The 24772-nt window shown below is 61.1% G+C and carries 20 protein-coding genes; 19 read left to right on the forward strand and 1 reads right to left on the reverse strand.

Annotated features, from left to right (window positions below):
• Positions 1–188: 188 nt before the first annotated feature.
• The 16 genes from glnE (at position 189) to GV819_RS26110 (ending at position 19291) form a co-directional block, all read left to right on the forward strand.
• Entirely contained in the window at positions 189–3128 is a 2940-nt protein-coding gene (gene glnE, locus GV819_RS26035; RefSeq protein WP_161758921.1) for a bifunctional [glutamate--ammonia ligase]-adenylyl-L-tyrosine phosphorylase/[glutamate--ammonia-ligase] adenylyltransferase, read from the forward strand.
• Positions 3129–3262: 134 nt separating this feature from the next.
• Positions 3263–4297: a lipopolysaccharide heptosyltransferase II gene (gene waaF, locus GV819_RS26040; RefSeq protein ID WP_161758922.1), complete on the forward strand. Its 1035-nt coding sequence runs from the start codon at positions 3263–3265 to the stop codon at positions 4295–4297.
• A 1-nt stretch (position 4298) separates the two neighbouring features.
• Positions 4299–5360, forward strand: a complete 1062-nt coding sequence (gene waaC / locus GV819_RS26045) for a lipopolysaccharide heptosyltransferase I (RefSeq protein WP_161758923.1) — start codon at positions 4299–4301, stop codon at positions 5358–5360.
• Positions 5360–6484, forward strand: coding sequence for a glycosyltransferase family 4 protein (locus GV819_RS26050; protein ID WP_161758924.1), 1125 nt, complete (start codon positions 5360–5362; stop codon positions 6482–6484). Before waaC ends, GV819_RS26050 begins: the two co-directional genes overlap by 1 nt.
• Entirely contained in the window at positions 6481–7287 is an 807-nt protein-coding gene (gene rfaP, locus GV819_RS26055) for a lipopolysaccharide core heptose(I) kinase RfaP (protein WP_161758925.1), read from the forward strand. Before GV819_RS26050 ends, rfaP begins: the two co-directional genes overlap by 4 nt.
• Positions 7287–8021 (forward strand): lipopolysaccharide kinase InaA family protein, encoded by a 735-nt coding sequence (locus GV819_RS26060; RefSeq protein ID WP_161758926.1) that lies wholly within the window; start codon positions 7287–7289, stop codon positions 8019–8021. Before rfaP ends, GV819_RS26060 begins: the two co-directional genes overlap by 1 nt.
• The gene (locus GV819_RS26065) at positions 8018–8770 is read left to right on the forward strand and encodes a lipopolysaccharide kinase InaA family protein (protein WP_161758927.1); all 753 of its coding nucleotides are present in this window, start codon (positions 8018–8020) and stop codon (positions 8768–8770) included. Before GV819_RS26060 ends, GV819_RS26065 begins: the two co-directional genes overlap by 4 nt.
• Positions 8770–10224, forward strand: a complete 1455-nt coding sequence (locus GV819_RS26070; RefSeq protein ID WP_161758928.1) for a lipopolysaccharide kinase InaA family protein — start codon at positions 8770–8772, stop codon at positions 10222–10224. The genes GV819_RS26065 and GV819_RS26070 overlap by 1 nt, the downstream gene beginning before the upstream one ends.
• A 277-nt stretch (positions 10225–10501) precedes the next feature.
• A complete protein-coding gene (locus tag GV819_RS26075) occupies positions 10502–12259 on the forward strand; it encodes a carbamoyltransferase family protein (RefSeq protein ID WP_161758929.1) in 1758 nt (585 codons plus the stop codon).
• A complete protein-coding gene (locus tag GV819_RS26080; RefSeq protein WP_161758930.1) occupies positions 12243–13373 on the forward strand; it encodes a glycosyltransferase in 1131 nt (376 codons plus the stop codon). Before GV819_RS26075 ends, GV819_RS26080 begins: the two co-directional genes overlap by 17 nt.
• Entirely contained in the window at positions 13373–14269 is an 897-nt protein-coding gene (locus tag GV819_RS26085; RefSeq protein ID WP_161758931.1) for an antimicrobial resistance protein Mig-14, read from the forward strand. Before GV819_RS26080 ends, GV819_RS26085 begins: the two co-directional genes overlap by 1 nt.
• Before the next feature lie 8 nt (positions 14270–14277).
• Positions 14278–15690 carry a PIG-L deacetylase family protein gene (locus GV819_RS26090; protein ID WP_161758932.1) on the forward strand — a complete coding sequence of 471 codons (1413 nt, stop codon included), beginning with the start codon at positions 14278–14280 and terminating at the stop codon, positions 15688–15690.
• A 53-nt stretch (positions 15691–15743) separates the two neighbouring features.
• The gene (locus tag GV819_RS26095) at positions 15744–16625 is read left to right on the forward strand and encodes a DUF6625 family protein (RefSeq protein ID WP_161758933.1); all 882 of its coding nucleotides are present in this window, start codon (positions 15744–15746) and stop codon (positions 16623–16625) included.
• Positions 16622–17776, forward strand: a complete 1155-nt coding sequence (locus GV819_RS26100) for a glycosyltransferase (protein WP_161758934.1) — start codon at positions 16622–16624, stop codon at positions 17774–17776. The genes GV819_RS26095 and GV819_RS26100 overlap by 4 nt, the downstream gene beginning before the upstream one ends.
• Complete coding sequence (locus GV819_RS26105) at positions 17773–18657, forward strand: glycosyltransferase (RefSeq protein ID WP_161758935.1); 885 nt, start codon at positions 17773–17775, stop codon at positions 18655–18657. The genes GV819_RS26100 and GV819_RS26105 overlap by 4 nt, the downstream gene beginning before the upstream one ends.
• A 13-nt stretch (positions 18658–18670) precedes the next feature.
• Positions 18671–19291 (forward strand): CatB-related O-acetyltransferase, encoded by a 621-nt coding sequence (locus tag GV819_RS26110; RefSeq protein ID WP_161758936.1) that lies wholly within the window; start codon positions 18671–18673, stop codon positions 19289–19291.
• Between the two features lie 99 nt (positions 19292–19390).
• Here the strand turns inward: GV819_RS26110 and GV819_RS26115 are convergent, their stop codons facing one another.
• Positions 19391–21253, reverse strand: coding sequence for an O-antigen ligase family protein (locus GV819_RS26115; RefSeq protein ID WP_161758937.1), 1863 nt, complete (start codon positions 21251–21253; stop codon positions 19391–19393).
• 157 nt (positions 21254–21410) lie between these two features.
• Here GV819_RS26115 and msbA point away from each other — a divergent pair, with 157 nt between their 5' ends.
• The 3 genes from msbA to cysC all read left to right on the forward strand — a co-directional run bounded on the left by msbA (position 21411) and on the right by cysC (position 24715).
• Positions 21411–23216, forward strand: a complete 1806-nt coding sequence (gene msbA, locus GV819_RS26120; protein ID WP_161758938.1) for a lipid A export permease/ATP-binding protein MsbA — start codon at positions 21411–21413, stop codon at positions 23214–23216.
• 190 nt (positions 23217–23406) lie between these two features.
• Positions 23407–24111, forward strand: coding sequence for a sulfotransferase family 2 domain-containing protein (locus GV819_RS26125; RefSeq protein WP_161758939.1), 705 nt, complete (start codon positions 23407–23409; stop codon positions 24109–24111).
• Positions 24104–24715: an adenylyl-sulfate kinase gene (gene cysC, locus GV819_RS26130; protein ID WP_161758940.1), complete on the forward strand. Its 612-nt coding sequence runs from the start codon at positions 24104–24106 to the stop codon at positions 24713–24715. The genes GV819_RS26125 and cysC overlap by 8 nt, the downstream gene beginning before the upstream one ends.
• Positions 24716–24772 lie beyond the last annotated feature (57 nt).

Genomic DNA, 24772 nt, shown 5'->3' on the forward strand with positions numbered 1-24772 from the left:
TCCTGCTGCGTTGTGAGAATAATCGTTACTGTTGGTCGGTGACCAACGGGAATAGGTAATAAATTAATGCTGGCTGCTAAGAAAAACCTATTTTCAGCTATTTCTAACTTTTGTTCGACAGTCGACCGCGCTGCTTGCCCTTGCCAACCATCACCGCCCGCGTTTTCCACGCCGATCAAGGATAGCCCATGAGCCTGCCCGCGCTTGCCCAACTCCCCGCGATTCTCCTGCCATTGGTCAGCCGTGCTGAGCAGTCGTTGCGCAGCGTGGTGGCGACCCAGGAGGGCGACCCCGGCTTAGCGGATTGGAGTGCCGAGCGCTGGGCCGAGTTCGCCCGGGTGGCGGCGGCCAGCGACTTTGTCATTGAACAGAGCCTGCGTGACCCTTTGATGTTGCTGGAGCTGGTGCGCTCCGGCGAGTTGGAGCGCAATTTCGCCGCAGGCGAGCTGTGCGGGCAGATCGCCACGGCGGTGCAGGCGGCCGAGACCGAGGATCAGTTGGGACGGGTGCTGCGGCGCCAGCGCACCCGCCAGCAGGTACGGATTATCTGGCGCGACCTGAATCGCCAGGCGGACCTGGTGCAGACCTGTCGCGACCTTTCCGATCTGGCTGACGCCTGCATCGACCAGGCCTATCAATGGTTGTACCTGCGTCACAGCCAGCAGTTCGGAGTGCCCACCGGCGGGCGCAGCGGCGAGCCACAGCAGATGGTCATCCTCGGCATGGGCAAGCTGGGGGCGGTGGAGCTCAATCTGTCGTCGGATATCGACCTGATCTTTGCCTATCCGGAAGGCGGCGAGACGGTAGGGGTCAAGCGTCCCCTGGATAACCAGGAGTTCTTCATCCGCCTGGGGCAGCGCCTGATCAAGGCCCTGGACCCGATGACGGTCGACGGTTTTGTGTTTCGCGTCGACATGCGCCTGCGGCCTTATGGCTCTGCCGGTTCCCTGGTCCTGAGTTTCAACGCGCTGGAGCAGTACTATCAGGATCAGGGGCGCGACTGGGAGCGCTACGCCATGATCAAGTCCCGGGTGGTGGCTGGGGATCAAGTGGCCGGCGCGCAATTGCAGGATATGCTGCGGCCCTTCGTCTATCGCCGTTACCTGGACTTTTCCGCCATCGAAGCGCTGCGCACCATGAAGCAGCTGATCCAGCAGGAAGTGCGGCGCAAGGGCATGGCCGATAACATCAAGCTGGGCTCGGGGGGGATTCGTGAGGTCGAGTTCATTGCCCAGGCCTTCCAGTTGATTCACGGCGGGCGTGACCTGAGCCTGCAACAGCGTCCTTTATTAAAGGTGCTCGGCACCCTGGAAGGTCAGGGCTACCTGCCGGCGGCGGTGATCAGTGAGCTGCGCGAGGGTTACGAATTCCTGCGTTACACCGAGCATGCGATCCAGGCGATTGCCGATCGGCAGACGCAGATGCTCCCGGACAACCCCCAGGATCAGGCGCGCATTGCCTTCATGTTGGGGTTCGCCGACTGGAGTGCCTTCCACGAGCAGCTGATGTACTGGCGCGGTCGAGTGGAGTGGCACTTTCGCCAGGTCATCGCCGACCCCGATGAGGATGAAGGCGCGGAAAGTGAAGTGGTGGTGGGTGGTGAGTGGTTGCCGCTGTGGGAGGAGTCCCAGGACGAAGAGGCCGCCTGCCGCCAGTTGCAGGAGGGCGGTTTTGTTGATTCGCCCAAGGCCTTGCGAGCGCTGGCCAGCCTGCGGAGCAGCCCGCAGCTGCGTGCCATGCAGCGGCTGGGGCGCGAGCGCCTGGATGCCTTTATTCCGCGCTTGCTGGCCCAGGCAGTGGAGCACGCCAATCCGGACCTGGTGTTGGAGCGGGTGCTGCCGTTGGTGGAGGCCGTGGCACGGCGCTCGGCCTATCTGGTGCTGCTCACCGAAAACCCCGGCGCGCTGCGGCGGCTACTGACCTTGTGTGCGGCCAGTCCGTGGATCGCCGAGCAGATCACCCGCTTTCCCTTGCTGCTGGATGAGTTGCTCAACGAGGGGCGCTTGTTCAAGCCGCCCCTGGCGCCGGAGCTGGCGGCCGAGTTGCGGGAGCGCCTGACGCGGATTCCCGAGGACGACCTGGAACAGCAGATGGAGGCCTTGCGTCACTTCAAGCTGGCCCACCGTCTGCGGGTGGCGGCATCGGAGATTGCCGGCAGCCTGCCTTTAATGAAAGTCAGCGATTATCTGACCTGGCTCGCGGAGGCGATCCTGGAACAGGTGCTGGCCCTGGCCTGGCGCCAGACCGTGGCCAAGTACGGCGCGCCACAGCGCGCCGACGGCACCTTGTGCGATCCGGGATTCATCATCGTTGGCTATGGCAAGGTCGGCGGCATCGAGCTGGGGCACGGTTCCGACCTGGACCTGGTGTTCATCCATGACGGCGATCCCCAGGCGGAAACCGATGGGCCGAAACCCATCGATGGTGCGCAGTTCTTCACCCGGCTCGGACAGCGCATCATTCATCTGCTGACCACCCAGACCAACTCCGGCCAGCTGTATGAAGTGGATATGCGTTTGCGTCCTTCCGGTGCATCGGGCCTGCTGGTGAGTTCCCTGGGGGCCTTTGCCCGTTACCAGGAGAACGAGGCCTGGACCTGGGAGCACCAGGCGCTGGTGCGGGCGCGGGTGCTGGTGGGCAGCCAGGATGTGGGCCAGGCCTTTGAAAAGGTCCGCGCCGCCGTATTGGGCAAAAAGCGCGACCTGCCGAAGCTGCGCCAGGAAGTCAGCGAGATGCGCGCCAAGATGCGCGACAACCTGGGCAGTCGCCTGACTGCTGCCGGAACCGCGGCCAATGCCTTCGAAGCCACGGCGCCGTTCGACCTCAAGCAGGACGCCGGAGGTATCGTCGATATCGAATTTATGGTGCAATACGCGGCCCTGGCGTGGTCCGAAGAGCACCCGTCACTGCTGCGCTACACCGATAACATCCGCATCCTGGAAGGTCTGGAGCAAGTCGGGCTGATGCCGTCGAGCGATGCCAGCCTGCTGCGCGAGGTCTACAAGGCCTACCGTTCCGCTGCTCACCGACAGGCGTTGCAGAATGAGGCCGGGATCATTGCCGGTGATCAATTCGTGACCGAACGACGGGAAGTGTTACGGATTTGGCGCGAGCTGGGGCTAAGCTAAGCGGCCTGAGAGGGCCACCCATGTATTCGGCGAGCCTTGCGGGCTCGCCAAAACTGAACCGGCGGTGAAGGCCGCGGTGCTGGATTCTCGAGGCGGGGAGGCGTATGCCTCCCCGGTTCGTTTATGGAAACCACATGAATATTCTGATTGTTGGGCCCAGTTGGGTCGGTGACATGGTGATGGCGCAGACACTCTTCGAGTGCCTGAAACAGCGTCATCCTCAATGCGAGATCGACGTGCTGGCCCCCGAGTGGAGCCGGCCGATCCTCGAACGCATGCCCCAGGTGCGTCGGGCCTTGAGCTTTCCCCTCGGCCATGGCGCCTTCGAATTGGCCACCCGTCGCCGTATCGGCAAGTCCCTGGCCGGTCAGTACGATCAGGCCATCTTGTTGCCCAACTCGCTGAAATCGGCCTTGGTGCCGTTTTTTGCCGGCATTCCCAAGCGTACCGGCTGGCGTGGCGAGTTTCGCTACGGGCTGCTCAACGACGTGCGCAAGCTCGACAAGCAGCGTTATCCGCTGATGATCGAGCGTTTCATGGCGCTGGCCTATGAGCCGGGCGCCGAATTGCCCCAGCCTTATCCGCGTCCGAAGCTGCAGATCGATCCGCAAAGCCGCGATGCGGCCCTGGCCAAGTTCGGCCTGGCCCTGGACCGTCCCGTACTGGCGCTGTGCCCGGGGGCGGAGTTCGGCGAGGCCAAGCGCTGGCCGTCCGAACATTACGCCCAGGTCGCCGAGGCCAAGATCCGCGAAGGCTGGCAGGTCTGGCTGTTCGGCTCGAAGAATGACCACGGTGTCGGTGAAGAAATTCGTGGGCGGCTGATTCCCGGTTTGCGTGAGGAATCAAGCAACCTCAGCGGCGAGACCTCCCTGGCCGAGGCCATCGATCTGCTGTCCTGCGCCGACTCGGTAGTCTCCAACGATTCCGGCTTGATGCACGTGGCTGCGGCGCTGAACCGACCGTTGGTGGCGGTGTACGGCTCGACCTCGCCGGACTTCACCCCGCCCCTGGCCGACCAGGTCGAGGTGGTACGCCTGGGGATCGAGTGCAGTCCATGTTTCGACCGCACCTGCCGTTTTGGCCATTACAACTGCCTGCGCCAGCTGTTGCCGCAGCCGGTGAACGAAGCCTTGCAGCGGTTGCAGGGCTCTGTGGTCGAGGTTCAATAAGTTGCGGGTACTGTTGATCAAGACCTCCTCCCTGGGTGATGTGATTCATGCCTTGCCGGCCCTTACCGATGCCTCGCGAGCGATCCCGGGAATCAAGTTCGACTGGGTGGTGGAAGAGGGTTTTGCCGAGATTCCTACCTGGCATCCGGCGGTGGGCAAGGTGATTCCGGTGGCGATCCGCCGCTGGCGCAAGAATATCTGGCAGACCATCAAGAGCGGCGAGTGGCGGCGCTTCAAGCAGAGCGTGCGTTCGACCAAGTACGACCTGGTGATCGACGCCCAAGGCCTGCTGAAAAGTGCCTGGCTGACCCGTTATGTTCGCGCCCCGGTGGCGGGATTGGACAAACATTCGGCTCGCGAACCCCTGGCTTCACGCTTCTACTCTCGGCGCCTGGCGGTGGCCCGTGGGCAGCACGCGGTAGAGCGGCTGCGCCAGTTGTTTGCCGTGGCCCTGGGTTACGACCTGCCTCAAGGCTTGGGCGATTACGGCCTGAATGTCGAGAAACTGGTGGAGTTGCCGCGCAAGAAGCCCTTCGTGCTGTTCTTGCACGGGACCACCTGGGACACCAAGCACTGGCCTGAAGCCTATTGGCGTGAGCTGACCGAGCGCATGGGCATGCTCGGGGTCGAGGTCAAGCTGCCTTGGGGCAATCCTGCCGAGAAGGCTCGGGCCGAGCGCATCGCCAGCGGCCTGAAAAACGCCACGGTGCTGCCGAAACTGAATCTGGCCGGGGTCGCCAAGGTATTGGCCGACGCCCAGGCCTGTGTGGCTGTGGACACCGGGCTCGGCCATCTTGCCGCCGCCCTGGATGTGCCGACCATCTCGTTGTTCGGCCCGACCAACCCGGGCCTGACCGGTGCCTATGGCCGGTTGCAGATCCACCTGGGGAGCAACTTTCCCTGTGCGCCGTGTCTGCAGAAGAAATGCACCTATCAGCCGACTGCTGTCGATCAGCAGCGCTATGACCTCAAACGCGAGTGGCCGCTGTGCTTCACTCGCCTGAATCCCGAGCGTGTCGCCAGCCGACTGAGCACCTTGTTACTGGCTGAGGAGCCGCGCTGATGCAATTGGCTTTTGTCCTTTACAAGTATTTCCCCTTCGGTGGCTTGCAGCGTGACTTCATGCGCATTGCCCTGGAGTGTCAGCGTCGCGGTCACCAGATTCGCGTCTACACCCTGATCTGGGAGGGCGATATTCCCCCCGGTTTCGAAGTGCTGGTGGCGCCGGTCAAGGCGCTGTTCAACCATCGCCGCAACGAAAAGCTCAGTGCCTGGATGGAGGCCGACCTGGCCAAGCGTCCGGTGGACCGGCTGATCGGCTTCAACAAGATGCCGGGGCTGGACGTGTACTACGCCGCCGACGGCTGTTTTGAGGATAAGGCGCAGAACCTGCGGCATTCCCTGTACCGTCGCTGGGGCCGTTACCGGCATTTTGCCGAGTACGAGCGCGCGGTGTTCGCCAAGGACGCCAAGACCGAGATCCTGATGATCTCCGAGGTCCAGCAGCCACTGTTCATCAAGCATTACGACACCCCGCTGGAGCGCTTCCACCTGCTGCCGCCGGGGATCGCCCAGGACCGTCGGGCACCGGCCAATGCGGCCGAGATTCGCGCCGACTTCCGCAGTGAATTCGGCTTGAAGGATGACGACCTGTTGCTGGTGCAGATCGGTTCCGGGTTCAAGACCAAGGGCGTGGATCGCAGCCTCAAGGCCCTGGCGGCGTTGCCGTCGGCGCTGAAAAAACGCACTCGGCTGTTTGTAATCGGCCAGGACGACCCCAAGGTATTCCAGGTGCAAAGTGCCGCACTGGGGTTGAGCGACCAGGTGCAGTTCATGAAAGGGCGCAGTGATATCCCGCGGTTCCTGCTGGGCGCCGACCTGTTGATTCACCCGGCCTACAACGAAAATACCGGCACCGTGTTGCTCGAGGCCCTGGTGGCCGGGCTGCCGGTGCTGGTCAGTGCGGTCTGCGGCTACGCCCATTACATCGCCGAGGCCGAGAGCGGCCTGGTGCTGGATGAGCCGTTTGAGCAGGCCCAGCTCAATCAATACCTCACCACCATGTTGACCGACGACGCTGCACGTGCGAGCTGGAGCCGAAATGGCCTGGCGTTCGCCGAGACGGCCGACCTCTATAGCATGCCGCAGCACGCTGCGGATGTGATTCTGGCGGAGCAACACCGATGAAGTTGATGCTTGCCGAACCCTTCAAGACCCTCTGGGCCGGACGCGATGCGTTCGCTGCAGTCGAGGAGCTCAAGGGCCAGGTTTACCGTGAGCTGGAAGCGCGCCGTACCTTGCGTACGGAAGTCGACGGCCGTGGTTATTTTGTGAAAATCCATCGTGGTATCGGTTGGGGCGAGATCGTCAAGAACCTGATCACCGCCAAGTTGCCGGTGCTCGGCGCTGGCCAGGAATGGCTGGCCCTGGAGCGCCTGCACCAGGTTGGCGTACCTACCATGACCGCCGTGGCCTATGGCGAACGCGGTGCCAATCCGGCGGACCAACATTCGTTTATCGTCACCGAGGAGCTGGCGCCTACCGTCAGCCTCGAAGACTTCAGCATCGACTGGATCAAGCAGCCGCCGCTGCCTGCGCTCAAGCGGGCGCTGATCGCCGAAGTGGCGCGCATGACCGGCATGATGCACCGCGCCGGGGTCAACCACCGCGACTGCTACATCTGTCACTTCCTGCTGCACACCGACCGACCGATCACCCCAGCTGAGCTCAAGCTCTCGGTGATCGACCTGCACCGCGCGCAGACCCGGTCGAAGATCACTCTGCGCTGGCGCAACAAGGATCTGGCGGCCCTGTATTTCTCGGCCCTGGACATTGGCCTGACGCGCCGCGACAAGCTGCGCTTCCTCAAGGGCTACTTCCAGCAGCCACTGCGCCAGATTCTGGCCGAGGAGGCCGCACTGTTGTCCTGGCTCGAGGGCAAGGCGGAAAAGCTCTACGCACGTAAACAGCGGTACGGAGATGCGCTCTGATGGCGAGCTGGAACCTGGACCCTGCCTATCAGGCATTGGCGCAAGATTTCGGCAGTCTGGAAGCGGTATTCGCCCTGCAGGGCGAGCACCTGACCCGTGATCCGCTGTCCGAGGTCATTCGTGTCAAGCGCGATGGCGTCAACTATTACGTCAAGCGCTACACCGGTGCTGGCAAGAACCTGCGGCGTTACCTGGGCAAGCCCCGGGTCAAGTCCGAGTGGCAGAACCTCAAGCGCTTCGCCAAGTGGGGCATTCCCACTGCCGATGTGGTGGCCTGGGGGCTGGAACGGTGTGGCCTGGCTTATTCACGCGGGGCGCTGATCACTCGGGAACTGCCGCACACCGAGGATCTTTCGGTGCTGGCCGACCGTCACGATCCACGGCTCAAGGATCGGCGCTGGGTCGATGTGGTCAGTCGTCAATTGGCGGCCTATACCCGGGTCATGCATGACCATCGCTTTACCCATAACGATTTGAAGTGGCGCAACCTGCTGATCGACGATCAGGACCGGTTGTACCTGATTGACTGTCCGAACGGCGATTTCTGGCGTGGATTCTGGCTCAAGTACCGGATCACCAAGGACCTGGCCTGCCTGGACAAGGTGGCCAAGTATCATTTGTCCGCGACTCAGCGCCTGCGCTTTTATCTGCAATATCGCCAGCGCGACCGCCTGAGTGCCGCCGACAAGGAGCGTATTCGCCACGTGGTGAGATTTTTCGAGGGGCGTGAATGAGCGATTTCCTGGCGTCCGAGGAACGTGCGCTGCTGGAGCGCAACGGCCTTGGCACTTTTGACCAGCTGTGGGCTACGCAATTGGATGCGGTGGACGAGCCTAATACCAGTCGCGGCGGTTGCAGCAGTGTCTTCCGTCTGGATGTAGAGGGGCAGGGGTTCTACCTCAAGCGGCAGACCAACTACCTGACCCGGACCCTGCATCGGCCTTTCGGCGAGCCCAGCTTTGCCCGTGAGTTCCGCAATATTCGCCGCTATCAGCAGTTGGGGATTCCCGCGTTGCAGGCGGTGTTCTTCGGTATGCGCAAGGTCGCGGGGGAATCCAGGGCGATCCTCCTGACTCGTGCCCTGGATGGCTGGGATGATCTGGATGGGTTGCTGCTGCAGTGGGACCAGCTCAGTGACCTTCAGCGTCAAGCCGTGCTCAGGGCTTGTGGGCAACTGGCCCGGCAACTGCACAGCCGGCGCCAGGTGCATGGCTGCTTCTATCCCAAGCATATTTTCCTGCGGGCCAGCGGCGACGGTTATCAAGCGCAGTTGATCGACCTGGAGAAAACCCGGCCCCTGCTGTTTGGCCAGCGTGATCGGGTCAAGGATCTCGAACCCTTGTTGCGTCGGGCTTCAGTGTGGAGTGCCGATGAGGTGCGCTGCTTGCTGGCGGCCTACCTGGATCAGCCCCTGGACAGCTCCCTGGTGGATGCCTGGGTCGCTCGTCTCAGTACTCGCAGCAGTCACAAGGAATCTCGCTGATGCGTTTGTCCGAGCTGAAAGACAGTGGGCGTAGCCCGGCGTTGCCCTTGAGCCTGGACCTGGCGGACGCCGCCGGCCCGGCGCAGTTGCAATTGTTGACCTTGCTGCGAGTGTTGCCCGGGCAACGCTATGTGGGTGCCGGGGTCTGGCGCGGCCGGCCGGTGTTGGCCAAGTTGCTGGTGGGGCCCAAGGCCGCACGCCATTTTCAGCGGGAATTGAAGGGTGTGCGCCTGCTGGCGGAGCAGGGCCTGACCACGCCTTTGCTGTTGGCGGACGGTTTGCAGGATGGCGAGGGCGGCTGGCTGCTGTTCGAGTTCCTGGAGGGCGCGCAAAGCCTCGGCGAGGCCTGGAAGCAGGTGGAAACACTGCCGGTGCTGGCGGATGAGCAGGCTGCAGTGCTGGCGCAGGCGCTTAGGGCGATCGGCCAGCTGCATGCCAAGGGCCTGTGGCAGGAAGACCTGCACTTGGACAATCTGCTGCGTCACGGCGCACAGCTGCATTTGATCGATGGTGCAGGGATCTGTGTCGAGGAGGCCGGCAAGCCGCTGTCTCGCTCCAGGGTCCTGGAGAATCTCGGGGTGTTCTTTGCTCAACTGCCCAAGAGCCTGGAGCCTTTCACCGAAGAGTTGCTGGTGCACTACCTATTGAGCAATGCCGAGCATGCCTTGCCCCTGGAAGCCCTGCAGAAGCAGGTGGACAAGGTGCGTGGCTGGCGCCTGCGGGACTTTCTCAAGAAGGTCGGCCGTGAATGCACGCTGTTCAGCGTGCAGCGTGGACCGTTTGCGTTGCGCGCGATTCGCCGTGAGGAAGAGGCGGCGATGCTGCCGGTGCTTGAACAGGCCGACACCCTGCTGGACCAGGGTCACTTGTACAAGACCGGTGGCGCAGCCAGTGTCGGTCGGGTCGAGGTGGCGGGGCGCAGCCTGGTGGTCAAGCGCTACAACATCAAGGGCTTCGCCCATTGGCTCAAGCGTTTCTGGCGCCCGAGCCGAGCCTGGCATTCCTGGCGCGAAGGCAATCGCCTGGCGTTTCTGGGGATCGCCACGCCCAAGCCCCTGGCGTTGTTGGAGACGCGTTTTCTCTGGCTGCGGCGCCGTGCCTATCTGGTCACCGAGTACTTGCCGGGACCGGACATCATCGAGCGCTTTGCTCCGTTCGTAGTCAGTGGTGATGCGCCGGAGTCGGAATTGCAGGCCCTGGACCAGCTCTTTGCCGAGTTGATCAAGGAGCGCATCAGTCATGGCGACTTCAAGGGGCACAACCTGTTCTGGCAAGAGGACCGCTGGGCACTGATCGATCTGGATTCCATGTGCCAGCACCACAGCCTGAGGAGTTTCGCGCCGGCTTATGCCCGTGATCGCGCACGTTTCATGCGCAATTGGCCAGAAAACAGCAATTTGTATCAAGTGATTGATCGGCGCTTGCCAAAGACTGCGCAGGCCGCTGAGGCCTGACCTGCGACCTATAGCCGCTGCCGCGCTCGATATCCGGGACCTTGCGTGGGCCTCAAGAGTGCATCTCCTGCGGCGCCTCGCAGGCTTTGGTGGCGGCTACAGGGATGGCTGGGGGAGCGTGTAGTACGCTGCCCCTGGGCTCGCGGCTTGCCGCTAGAGGCTTGCCCCGGCTTTTACGTTATAATCCCGCCCTTTCGTTGTTTCTCGCCCCTTGCGAGCACACTTTATTTTCAAGGCGCATTGCGCCCGCATGCAGACTAAACGAGGCTAGACCCCTGTGGCATTGACGATTCTTGGCCTGTCCGGCGCCCTTAGCCATGATCCTTCAGCAGCCCTGTACATCGATGGCAAGCTGATCGCCGCCGCTGAAGAAGAGCGTTTCGTGCGCGACAAGCATGCAAAGAACCGCATGCCCTATGAGTCGGCGAAGTTCTGCCTGGAGCAGGCCGGGATCAAACCCTCCGACGTCGATGTGGTAGCGATTCCGTTTGCCCCGATCAGCCTGTTCGGCAAGGCCCGCTGGCATTACGCCAAGCGCTACTGGTATGCCCCGGACCGTGCCCTCGATGCGATCCTGATGGGCAACCGTCGCTACAAGCGCTATCGCAACAAGATCGTCTGGTGCCTGGAGCAACTGGGTTTTGATCCGAAGAAGATCAAGATCGAGCCGGTGGAGCATCACCTGGCTCACGCCTCCAGCGCTTACCACTGTTCGGGCTTCAAGGAGAAAACCGCGATCCTCGGGATCGACGGCAAGGGTGAGTACGCCACCACGTTCTTCGGCTACGGCGAAAACGGCAAGATCCACAAGATCAAGGAATTTTTCGATCCGGACTCCCTGGGCGGCCTCTATGGCGCGATCACTGAGTTCCTCGGCTTCGAGATGCTCGATGGCGAGTTCAAGGTCATGGGCATGGCTCCGTACGGCGATGCCAGCAAGTACGACTTCTCGCGCCTGGCCAGTTTTGAAAACGGCGAGTTGGTGATCAACACCGATTACGCCAACGTCATCGGCCTGCGTCGTTACAAAGAGAAGGGCAAGGGTTTCTACTTCTCGCCAAAACTCATCGAGTGGCTGGGTCCCAAGCGCGAAGGCGACATCGCCGACGAGCCTTACATCCACTATGCGGCGAGCATGCAAGCGCTGTTCGAAAAGCTGGCCCTGCAGATGATCGACCACTACCTGGGCGACATCCTCAAGGAAACCGGCAAGCTGGCCTTCGCCGGCGGCTGCGCGCTGAACGTCAAGCTGAACCAGAAGATCATTGCCCGTCCCGAGGTCAAGGAGCTGTTCGTGCAGCCGGCTTCCGGCGACGCCGGCACCGCAGTGGGTGCCGCCGCCTACGTTTCCCATGCCCGTGGGGTGCCGGTCGAGAAGATGGAACACGTCTATCTTGGCCCGTCCTACAGCAACGAAGACGTGATCGCCGCCTGCGCCCGTCACCCGAACAAGCCAGCCTGGCGGCAGATCGACAACACTCCGGAGCGGATCGCCAAGATCATGGTCGACGGCAACCCGGTGGCCTGGTTCCAGGGGCGCATGGAGTTCGGTCCGCGTGCCTTGGGCGGTCGTTCGATCATTGGTTGCCCGAGCGCCAGCGGTGTCGCCGACCGGATCAACGAGCAGATCAAGTTCCGCGAGCGCTGGAGGCCTTTCTGCCCGTCGATGCTCGACACCGTTGGTCCGCAGATGATCAAGGTCGACCATCCGGCGCCGTTCATGACCTTCACTTTTGAAGTGTCTGAAGAGTGGAAAAGCCGGGTGCCGGAAGTGGTCCACGAGGACGGTACGTCCCGGGCCCAGGTGCTCAAGCGCGAATACAATCCGCGCTACTACGACATGATGAAGGCCCTGGAAGTCCTGACCGGCAACGGTGTGTCGCTGAACACCTCGTTGAACCGCCGTGGCGAACCGATGATCTGCTCGCCGACCGATGCCCTGAACATGTTCTTTGGGTCCGATCTGCAGTACCTGATCATGGAAGACATTCTGGTGGTCAAAGACGGCGTGGACCCTTATGACACGCTCGGCTGAACGCCATGTGCTGCAGTTCTGCCACGGCTATGACGGGCCGTTCCTGGACTGTGCCCGGCAATACGCCAACCTGTTCGCGGGCAGCGGCTATCGGGTGACCACGGTGTTTCTGACCGGGGCCGCCGATGCCGATGTCGCCGCGGGCTGCGCCTCCGATGAAGTGCTGTTCATGGAGTACAGCTCCAAGGCCATTCGTGGCCTGAAGCTGGGGGCCATCCGTGACATGCGCAAGATTGCCGCCTCGCGCAATTTCAGCTTCTGCATCGCCCATCGTTTCAAGCCGATTTACATCGCCTTGCTGGGCACCCGCTTGCCGGTGATTGGTGTCCATCATGCGTTTTCCGATTACAAGCGCGGCAGCCGCAAGTTCTTTGCCCAGCTGTTCCGCAAGCGCCTGAGCCTGCTCGGGGTGTCCGATGCGGTGCGTGACGACATGCGCGCCTGCCTGCCGAAATGGCCGGCGCAGCGCATTCAGACCCTGTACAACCGCATCGACCTTGAGGCCCTGCAGGCCGAGCAACTGAGCGCTGCCCAGGCCCGCAGCGAGCTGGGCCTGTCCGCCGATGCCTGGATTGTCGGCAACGTCGGGCGCCTGCACCCGGACAAGGACCAGGCCACCTTGCTGCGTGGCTTTGCCGCGGCCGTGCCGCAGTTGCCGGCACACAGCCAACTGGCGATTCTTGGAACCGGGCGTCTGGAAAAAGACCTGAAATCCCTGGCCCGCGAACTGGGGGTTGCCGATCGCGTGCTGTTCCTTGGGCAGGTGTCCCAGGCCCGACGTTATTTCCGCGCCTTCGATGTGTTCGCCCTGAGTTCCGATCATGAGCCGTTTGGCATGGTCCTGCTGGAGGCCATGGCCGCTGGCGTGCCGCTGCTGGCCACCGCCTGTGGCGGTGCCCGGGAAGTGGTCGAGGGAGTGGGCATCCTGTTCCCTCTGGGGGACGTCGAGCATATGGCGCAAGGGCTGCAGCATCTGGCCGCGATGGACGATCACCAGCGCCGGGTCTGTGCCGAGCTGATGCTCGATCGCTTGCGCGAGCGGTTCTCCGACCGTGCGGTACGCGACGTATTCTGGCGTTTGCCGCAAGTCACCGATCTGACCGCGAGGGGCTGATGCTCAATCGATTTCAAGGCTGGCGCGAACGTGGCTGGTCAGTCATTGACGCATCGACCTATGCCGAGGCCTGGCAGCGTTTTGGCGGCAGCGTAGCAACTCATCCGCAGGTGGTAGAGCAGTTGGCGGACCTGGCGCAGATCCCGGTGCGTTATCTGGCCTGGGAGCACAACGGCCAGTTGCAGGCCGCCATCGCTACCTGGGGCCGGGACTTGGCGTTGTCCAAGGACGTGCTCAAGCGTGCCGGCAAGAAAGGGTTGTTCGATATTGGCAATGCCGAGCTGATCCTACCGGCTGCCGCAGATGCCCAGGCGCCGTTGCGCCATCGCGGGCGTTATCTTTCCGCGTTGAACGAAGGGCGTTTCAGCACTCTCAAGCCTCAGGCCGAACAACTGGCCATGGCTCGTACCCCGGAAGAACTGTCGAAGAAGTTTCGCTACAACCAGCGTCGTGAACTGCGCCTGTTGGAAGAGGCGGGCGGGTTGGTGCGGCCTGTCAGTGATTTCACCAGTCCTGAACTGGCGGCCATCTACTGTGATCTGTTCCAGCGTCGCTGGGGCTTTGCCGCCACTGGCGCCGAACGTATGGCCGAGGTTCTGGAACGCTTGCGCGAGCTGCTGATTGGCTCGGTAATTTTCCTCAACGATGCACCGATTGCCGTGCAGTTGATCTATCGGGTCGAAGCGCCGGAGTGGATCAGCGTCGAGTACGTCAATGGTGGTGTCGATCCGGAGACCCGCGAGTTCAGCCCGGGTAGTGTGCTGAGTTTTCTCAACACCCAGAGTGCCTGGGAGCAGGCTCGTGCGTTGAACAAGCCGTTGCGGTTTTCCTTCGGTCGCGCTGACCGTGAGTACAAGGACCGTTGGTGTAATCCTGTGCCGGTTTTCCAGGTGTGAGTCAGCCCATGAGTCGTAAGCAGCAACTGCTCAAGCGCCATCGTCGTAATAAACGCATTGCTCTGCTGGTCGGATTGGCGCTGCTGCTGCTGGTTGGTGTGCTGGTGGCTTGGTGGTTGCCGGTGCTGCTGGCTGTTCTTGGCTGGCTGGCCCATGAGGCCTGGTTTGCCGACCACTTGTTCTATTCGCCCAAAGACGACTATCGCTACGACTTCGGCAGTGACGCACAGCCAGTCGCGGTGCGCCTGGAGGCGGGGCGCCTGCTGCTGGGCTCGCCGCAGGAGTGGGCCGGGAATGAGACCCTGGTCCTTGGGGTGCAGGTCAAGAGCTCCTGGCTGGGACGTTTGCTTGATCCGGCGATTGAAGTGCGGGGCGGTTCGAGCATTGATCGTCAGGTATTCGAGCGTGGGGTCAATGGCCTGCGCTATCTCAATCTCAGTGGCCTGGCCGGTCCCTTGGCCAGCGGCGAGTTGCAATTGCGCGGGCGCTTCTGCCGGATACAGATCCAGCCACAGTTGATGGTCTGGCGTGATCCTGACTACCGGCGCCAGCGGGTGATGGTGATTGCCCCCCATGCCGACGATGCTGAATTGGCAGCATTTGGTCTGTACAGCCAGGCCGATGAAGCCTGGATCGTGACCCTGACCGCAGGGGAAATCGAGGCCGAGCATTACCAGGCCATGGGCCTGAACCCTGCAGAGGCGGCGCGGGTCAAGGGACGTCTACGGGCCTGGGACAGTATTACGGTGCCTCGTTGGGCGGGAGTCCCGGAGTCCCATTGCGTGCAACTGGGCTATTTCTGCCTGCAACTGCCCGCCATGCAGGCTGCCCCTGAGCAGCCGATGGCCTCTCGCGAGGCGCAATTGAGCGATATCCGCCTGTTCCGCCAGTTCAATCCGTTCCCGTTGCCCGCCGACCTGGATGGGCAGCCGACCTGGAACAATCTTCTAGCCGACCTGCGTGCGCTGTTGCTCAAGGCGCGCCCCGAAGTGATAGTGCTGCCGCACCCGACACTGGACCCTCATCCCGATCACATCTGTGCCCAGGCGGCGCTGATGCAGGCTCTGGAAGGGCTGGAGTGGCAGCCGACCAGCATCCTTGGTTACGCCAATCACCTGCATGACAATGACCGCTGGCCGATGGGCGATTCGGGCGCGGGCATTGCCTTGCCCCCCGTTTTTGACTCGGGCACGGTGCTGCGTCCATGGTGCCTGGCGCTTTCTCAGGTCGAGCAATATGACAAAGCCATGGCGCTGGGCATGATGCATGACCTGCAGCCGAAAATGCCGTTCAAGCGGCGCCTGCGCAGGTCGATACAGCAGCTTATGGCCCTCAGAAAACCTTCGGCCCTTGGGGAGAATGAGTTCTTTCGCAAGGCGGTCAGGCGGCATGAGCTGTTCTGGCTGTTGAAGTCGCGCTAAACCGACATAACCATAGGGGCGCTTTGTACCCCTAATTCGACAGTGAGTCTTTTGTGATCAATCCTCGCCCGCGAATCTTGTTTCTCATGCCCTACTTCGGCAGTTGGCCCTTCTGGATGCCGTTTTTCCTTGAAAGCTGCCGACGTAATCCGGATATCGACTGGCTATTTTTCAGCGACTGCGGGATCCCGGACAATCTGCCGCCGAACGTCAGCCATGAAAGCATCAGCTTTGCCGATTACTGCGCCTTGGTATCCCAGCGTCTGGATATCGATTTTGCGCCCACGGCCGCCTACAAGCTCTGTGATATCAGGCCGGCGTTTGGGCATATCCATCTTGATCGGCTGGAGGGCTACGACTTCTGGGCCTTCGGCGATATCGACCTGATCTACGGTGATCTGCGAGCCTACTTCACCGCGGATCGCCTGGCGAAGTATGACCTGTTCTCCACCCACGAGCGGCGAGTGGCCGGGCACTTGTGCCTGATACGCAACAATGTCCGCCAGCGTGAATTGTTCAGGAAGATCAAGGACTGGCAGGTGCGCTTTACCGACCAGAAGCATCATGCACTGGATGAGGGAGCCTTCAGTCGGATTTTCCTCTGGCGCAAGAATTTCCCGGAGCCGCTGTTCAAGTTGGTCGGCAAGTTCAATCCGTGGCGCCGTCGCAGTGAGTTCACCGAGGCGTTCAGCACTCCGGGCGGAGTCATCAAGTGGCATGACGGCAGTCGCGATTTTCCGTCGTGCTGGTACTGGAAGGATGGGCGTCTGACCAATGATCGCGACGCCGGCCGCGAGTTTCCGTACTTCCACTTTGTGTGCTGGAAGCGCAATGAATGGTCGGGCTTGGCGCCTGATGCACAGGCGGTCAAGGCCTTGGCCAGTGAGTCGTCCTGGCTCATCGATGCCACAGGTTTTCACCGGGGAGAGTTATGAGCCAGCGCTTCAAGGTCCTGCAATTGCAGCCGGACTACAACGTCAAATCCCACGATTTCGCGGACCTGGCAGAACAGATCGTCAAGGCCTTGCCGACTGAGCGCTATGAGGTCACGGCAGCGTTTCTGAAAGGTCGCCCCGGGCCGGCCGACCCTGTAAGCCGGGCCGCCCACTCGGTGTATTTCGAATTTTCCGACAAGTCCCTCAAGGGGATGCGTCTGGGGGCCATGTGGCGGCTGTATCAGTTTTGCCGCAGGGAAAAGTTCGATGTGGTGATCTGCAATCGCTTCAAACCAGTGAACATGATGCTGACGCTCAACCGCTGGTTGAAGGTTCCGTTGTGTATCGGTATCTCCCATGGGTTCGGCGAGTACGACCGCTGGTACCGGCGACGCCAGGCCCAGCGCCTGATCGATCGGCATTGGCGTTTTGTCGGTGTGTCGCCCGCGGTCAAGCAGTACCTGCTGGATTGCCAGTGCGGTTTCACCGAGCAGAACACCTGGGCCATCACCAACGCCATCGATCTTGAGCAGGCCGAAGCCTTGCAGCATTCGCGCGAACGCTCTCGAGAGCTGTTGGGGCTGGATCCGTCGGTGCGCCTGATTGGCGCCTTGGGGCGGTTGGTACCGGTAAAGGGCCACACCTATCTGCTACAGGCATTTGCCCAGCTCAAGGACAAGTATCCGCAGGCGCAGTTGGCGATCATCGGCGCGGGTCGTGAAGAGTCCAATCTGCGAGCCGAGATCGAGCGCCTGGGGCTGCAGGGCCGGGCCCACCTGTTGGGCTTCAAGGAAAACGCCCTGCAGTACGTGCGCGCCTTCGATATCTGGACCATGCCGTCACTGGCTGAAGGCCTTGGGCTGGCGTTGCTCGAAGGCATGAGTGGGCAGTTGCCAGTGATCGCCTCGAACGTACCGGCGATGCTGCCGCTGATCGAGGGGGCTGGTGGTCTTGCCGTGGAGCCTGCCAATGTGCAGGCCCTGCTGGAGGCCTTGGACAAGTACCTCGGGCTGTCCGACGCAGAGCTGGCGGACAAGGGGCAGCAAGCCTATCGCTATTTGCGGCAAGAACATGACATCGATGTATTCCGCCAGGAATACCTCCAACTGATCGACTCGGGCTTGAGTCAGGCGGGCAAGAGGCAGGAATGACAGACCAGCAACCTGTAGTGACGGTGATCATCGCCTCCTACAACCACGCGCCCTACATCGAGCAGAGCATTCTCAGTGTGCTCAACCAGAGCTATTCGAACATCGAGTTGCTGGTGGTCGATGATGGCTCCAGTGATGACAGTGTCGAGCGTATCCGGCGCTTGCAGGAGCAGCATGGCTTCGACTTCCGGGTCCAGCAGAATCAGGGCCTGACCAACACCCTCAATGGCGCCATCGCACGATCCAAAGGCAGCCTGATCGTGCCCTTCGGCTCCGACGACATCATGTTGCCCGAGCGTATCGCGACGCAGGTGGCCTATATGGACGGCAAGCCCGAGGTTGGGATCTGCGCCGGCAATATCGAACTGATCGACAGTGAGGGCAATCTGTTTCCCGAGAAGCGCCAGCGCCGTGACGTACCGTTCCGACGCCTGGACTTTGACGACATGTTTCTTGAGCGCAAGCCTTATCCGCCGGCCCCGACGCTGATGATTCGTCGTGAGGCGCTGGAGAAGGTTGGTGGTTTCGATCCGAATATCCGCCTGGAAGACTTGTTGATCGAGTTGAAGATCACCCATGCGGGCTACTTCATCGATGGCTTGAATGTATTGATGGCGCGTTATCGCAAGCACGCCACCAACTCGTACAAAAACCACCGTTTCATGATCGACAACATCCTGCGTACCTATGCCCTGTTCAGCGACCATCCGCTGTACGACGAGGTGCGCTACAAGTTTCTCAGCTCGATGTTCCTCAAGGTCTCCAACCGTGACCGGACACTGGCCCGAGAGCTGCTGGCACAGATTCCCTTCAAGGCCTGGAACAAGAAAACCTGGCGTGGGCTGGCGCGCTTGTACTTTTCGCCGTTGGAAAAAGACTGAAGAGGCGTAGGTAATGGGCTGGATTCAACGCTTTCTTGAAAAGCGCGCCAAGCGTGCGATCCGCAAGCTGCCGAAGATCGAACGCGGCGTGGTGCGTTTCCAGCAGCATTATCCGGGGTACAGCATTGGGCGTGGCAGCTACGGCTTGCCCGAGGTGCATGACTGGCAAGAGGGCTCGACCCTGAGCATTGGGGCGTACTGCTCGATTGCCGAGGGCGTGCAGATTTTCCTCGGTGGACACCACCGGGCGGATTGGGTCAGCACTTATCCGTTCCCGGCGATGCTGCCCCAGGCCGCGCATATCAGTGGATACGCTGTCACCAATGGTGATGTGAAGGTTGGTAATGATGTCTGGCTGTGTTCCAACAGCACCCTGTTGTCAGGTGTGACCATTGGCCATGGTGCAATTATTGCGGCAGGAGCCCTGGTCACCAAGGATGTCGAGCCTTATGCGGTGGTTGGTGGCAACCCGGCACGCTTCCTGCGCTGGCGTTTTCCCGAAGAACAGCGTCTGCAACTTCTGCAGAGTGCCTGGTGGGATTGGCCTGAGGCTGAGTTGCACGGGTTGGCCGACAAGCTCTGCAGTGATGATATCGAGGGCTTTCTGGACTATGCCCGGCAACGCTCAGCCTGACTGCTGGGGCCAATAGCGGCTCTCAGCCATAACTCTTGCCTGACTTGACCCGGACAACCCTCACGGGCTGCCTGGATCAAGTGTGGGCGTTGCTGTGGCTCAGTGAGCGCCTTGACGCTCACTGCCCACAGGCAGCGCTTTCAATAGCCTTGTAGCCAGTGACGCTGAGGTCGGTAGTGCATAACCGGCCTGCAGCGCGCCCAGGTGCTCCTGGAACAACCAGCCACGGTCTTCGCTATAACGCTGCATGTGCCGCAGATTGCGCTGGCGTAGCGAGGTTCTTAGCGCAGAGGGGTAGACCCGCAGGTCGGCAAGATCGATCAGGCCGAACTCGCCATTTTCCAGCACCAGCACATTTGCCAGGTGCAGCGAGCGGAAGTACACCCCCTGCTCATGCAGCTTGGCCATGAACGTACCGAAGCTCTTGATCAGCTTCGCGCGCTGCTCGGCGGTGTCGGCCGACTGCAGGCGTTGGCGCAGGGTTTGCCCGGGCAGGGGCTGGTAGCGCACGGCGTTGCTGCCGTCTGCGAGGCGGTAGAGCCCGAGGATGATCGGCGCAGCAATACCCAGTTCGCGCAGTTGCTCGCTGTTGTTGGCAAAACGCTCGGAGTAGGGATTGAAACCGCCGGAGGTGTACCAGTGGCGGGGGCGGAACAGCTTGAAGAAGCTGCCGTCCTCCAGGCACAGGACTTTGGGGCCCAGGCCATCGGCCTCGATTACCTGGGCGTTGGCGGTCAACTGTTCGGCGGCGGCAGGCGTGAGCAATTGCACCGCCAGGGCAGGCGAACGCCTGGCCCGCTGGCCTATGCACAGGGCGGCGATCAGTGCCAGGGGAATCCACAGCAGGAACCAGTGCTCCTTGGGGCGCGAGAGAATCCCGCCGCCCTCGGTCAGGCCGGCCCCTATGCCGAACATCAGCCAGGTCGAGGCCAGGATCATCAGTGGGGTCGCACGCAGCTGCCAGCTTTTGAACAGGGCCCAGGCCTGCATGAACAACCACGGCAGCAAGCCGAAGATGCCCACATAGTAGAGAACCCCCAAGGCAAAGTTGTGCGGCTCTTGCAGAAGGAAGCCGATGCCCGGGTCCAGAGACAGGCTGGCGTTATAGCCATGGCCGATCCATGGGTGGTTGGCAATCTGCTCCAGCGCCAGGCGCCAGAGATCGAAACGCGAAGAACTGCCACGCTCCAGGAGCATCTGCGAGAACAGCAGCACCACCGCCGTGCCACCTGCCAGCATGCCCGCAAGCAGCATCAGCGAGCGGCGGTTCCAGCTGATGAAACTCAGCCAGAGGGCGGCCAGAGTCAGTGCCACCAAGGGCGTTCTGGAGCCCGTAGCGATCAGCGCGGCGAACATGATGGTCATGGCTGGAACACTCAGCCAGAGCATCTGGTAGCGGCGACAAGTCATGCTCAGGCATAACCAGTACACACAGAAGAAACCGAAGACATGGGAGCTCAGCAGCGGGTTGTCAAAAGCTCCGGCGCCGATCATGCGTAAATCGGGGGTGTGATAACGAACGAAGACATACAGATTGAAGATCGAGGCGATGAGCGCAATGATCGCGGCGCAGAAGATCAGGGGCTGCAGTATTTCGCTGCGATAGCGAACCAGCAGGGCGCAGCCGGCAAACAGCATCAGGAGGTGCAGGGGGACTTTGATCTCTCCCAACACGCTATCGACCGGAGGGCTCCAGGCAAGGCTGACAATGGCCCAGGTACAGAACAGCAGCATGGCAACAAAGATTGGCTCGCGTACCAGTCCTTTCAGCTCGCTGGGGCGTGTGCACAGGGCAATCAGTACCGGAATGCTGAACAGCCCGTAGTAGATCTTGTGCAGCATGCTTCGCCCGGGAAGAAAAAACATCGCGCAGAGAAGCAATAGATAGCCAATCGGCAAGATCCATAGGCAAATGAAATCGAATACTCGATTGGACGTGTTGCTGAGCGCATTCAGTTGCATGCTGGGAGCTTCGTTCCAGAAATGAAGTCGGCCATGATAGCGACTATTGCCAGGTACTGTCGTTTGTCAGCTGAACAATTGCTGGCACTCGGGGATTGTCAGCGTGCTTAGGAAGCTGTGCTAAAGTCAGCCTCCTTTTTGACGACATTCGCGTGATATGACCGACTCCAGTCCCAGCGCAAGCCCCTCGAGCTTGAAAATCTACTTCCGTCTGCTCGGCTATGTGCGGCCATATATTGGTCTGTTCCTCATCAGCATCGTCGGGTTCTTGATCTTCGCATCGACCCAGCCGATGCTCGGCTACATCCTCAAGTATTTTGTCGACGGCTTGTCCAATCCCGACGCTGCGTTGTTCCCCTCGGTTCCCTATCTGCGGGACATGCGCCTGCTGCAGGCGGTGCCGCTACTGATCGTATTGATCGCGGCCTGGCAGGGCCTGGGCTCCTACCTGGGCAACTACTTTCTAGCCAAGGTCTCCCTGGGGCTGGTGCATGACCTGCGAGTACAGCTGTTCAACAACTTGCTGACACTGCCCAACCGCTATTTTGACAAGCACAACTCCGGGCACCTGATCTCGCGCATCACCTTCAACGTGACCATGGTCACCGGAGCGGCCACGGACGCGATCAAGGTCGTGATCCGTGAAGGCATGACGGTGATCTTCCTGTTTGCTTCGTTGCTGTGGATGAACTGGCGCTTGACCCTGGTGATGATCGCCATCCTGCCGCTGATCGCCATCATGGTTCGCACCGCCAGCAAGAAATTCCGCAAACAGAGCAAGAAAATCCAGGTGGCCATGGGTGATGTGACCCATGTGGCCTCGGAAACCATCCAGGGCTATCGCGTGGTACGCAGCTTTGGCGGCGAGACTTATGAGCAGCAGCGCTTTCTTGCCGCAAGCCAAGGTAATACCGACAAACAACTGCGCATGACCCGCACCGGTGCCATCTACACCCCGATGCTGCAACTGGTGATCTACAGCGCCATGGCGGTGCTGATGTTCCTGGTGCTGTACCTGCGCGGTGATGCTTCTGCGGGCGAGATGGTTGCCTACATCACCATGGCCGGCCTGCTGCCCAAGCCGATCCGCCAGCTGTCCGAAGTCAGCTCTACTATCCAGAAGGGCGTAGCGGGCGCGGAAAGCATTTTCGAGCAGTTGGACGTCGAGCCGGAAATCGACCGTGGCACCGTGGAACACGCCAGCATCAGTGGGCACCTGGAAGTGCGTAATCTGAGCTTCACCTACCCGGGAACCGAGCGTCAGGTGCTCGATGACATCAGTTTCAGTATTGAGCCCGGGAAAATGGTGGCTCTGGTGGGGCGTTCCGGTAGCGGTAAATCCACCCTGGCCAACCTGATCCCGCGTTTCTATCACCACGACCAGGGCCAGATCCTCCTGGACGGCACCGAGATTGAGGACTATCGCCTGCTCAACCTGCGTCGGCATATTGCCCAGGTCACCCAGCACGTCACCCTGTTCAGCGATACCGTGGCCAACAATATCGCCTATGGCGACCTGGCTGGGGCGCCGCGTGCGGATATCGAGAAGGCCGCCACCGATGCCTATGCCATGGATTTCATCGCCCAGCTGCCCGAGGGGCTCGACACCCAGGTGGGTGAGAACGGCGTGCTGCTTTCGGGTGGCCAGCGTCAGCGCCTGGCGATTGCCCGGGCCTTGTTGAAAAACGCGCCGCTGCTGATTCTCGACGAAGCCACCTCGGCCCTGGATACCGAGTCCGAGCGGCATATCCAGGCTGCTCTGGACAAGGTCATGAAAGGGCGTACCACCTTGGTGATCGCCCACCGCCTGTCGACCATCGAGAAAGCTGATCTGATCCTGGTCATGGATCAGGGGCGAATTGTCGAGCGCGGTACCCACGCTGAGCTGCTGGCGCAGAACGGCTATTACGCGCGGTTGAATGCCATGGGGCTGGAAGAGCCCGTACCCACTGGGATTGCCTGACCGTTAGCGGGGCGCGAGCAGGCTCGCTCCCCGCTATATCCAGGGTGTGCAAGGCACCTTGATATCATTTGTATTGCCCGCGTTACATTCTTGACCAAGCTTAAATAATTCTGCCTTTCACGCTTGTTATGGTTGCCCCCTGAATCGTCGAATTGATCGAGAGGGCCATCCTTCTCGCGTGGGTACCGGAATGTTGCAACGCTTTGTCTGGAAGTTGATCCCTAAGCCCCAGCGTAACTTTCTGCTCGGGCGCCTGTCGGTGGTGGATCGTCAGGTGGTGAACAAATCCATGTCCGCCAATGTGCGCTTCCCTGATGCCTTCGCGCGCCGTTCTTGCCTGTTCATTCATGTGCCCAAGTGTGCCGGCAGCAGCATCTGCTCGGCCTTGTTCGACGGCTGGATGCCCGGGCACCTGCCGCTGTACTGGTATGAACAGCAATTTCCCGAGGCGTTTGCCAGCAGTTTCAAGTTTGCCTTCGTCCGCGATCCCCTGGAGCGTGCCTACTCGGCCTATGCCTTTCTGCGAGGCAATCAACTGGGGCGGCGGGACCAGGCCGCGCAAAGGCTGGTGGCGCACTACCGCGACTTCGATGACTTTGTCTGCCGCTGGCTGCACGCGGAAACCATCCACAAACAGATGCACTTTGCCGCCCAGAGTGATTTTCTCACCGATTCACTGGGGCGAATGTCTCTGGATTTCCTTGGCTATCAGGAACACCTGCAGCGAGATTTCCACCTACTTTGCGAGCACCTGGGCACTGCAGCGCAACTGACTCATGTCAACAGCACCCAGGAGCGTCAAAGCACCCCCGTCAGGGACTTCTGCTCGGTACGTACGCGGCGCCTGGTGCGTCGGGTTTATCAACGTGACTACGAGATGCTTGGTTATGAATAAGCTTGCATATGCGCCTCTGGAGCAACCGCAGATTCGCCCTTATACCCTGTCACTCTCGACAGAGGCCCGGGCAGCCCTCAAGCACCAGCAGCCAGGGTGCGTCTGGCTCACCGGATTATCGGGGGCCGGCAAGTCAACCTTGGCCAACCTGCTGGAGTTGCGACTCAACGAACTGGGAATGCATACCTTCGTCCTTGATGGCGACAACGTGCGCAGTGGTCTGTGCAGCGATCTGGGAATGGGAGTCGAGGCGCGCAAGGAAAATATCCGTCGCATGGCCGAAGTGGCGCGCTTGATGGTGGACGCCGGTCTGCTGGTGATCGTCTCGGCGATTTCTCCCTTTCGGGCGGAGCGCGATGCCGCTCGGGCGTTGTTCGGCCCCGGACAGTTCTTCGAGGTGTATGTCAGTACCCCGTTCGACACCTGTGCCCGACGCGATCCCAAAGGCTTGTATCAGGCGGCGCTGCAAGGGCGGATAAAGGATTTCACCGGAATTGACAGCCCCTATGAGGCGCCGTTGCAGGCCGATTGCGAAATCGATACAGAGGCAGTGGAACTGCCAGAGGCGATCCGTCGCCTGCTGCTGCTCCTGCAGCGGAAATAAACGGCGAAAATTCTTCGTCGGCCCCACTCAAGCCATTGAACTAGGCGGCGCCAACCC

Origin of the sequence: Pseudomonas sp. Fl5BN2 (genome assembly GCF_009908205.1) — a bacterium.
GTDB lineage: Bacteria > Pseudomonadota > Gammaproteobacteria > Pseudomonadales > Pseudomonadaceae > Aquipseudomonas.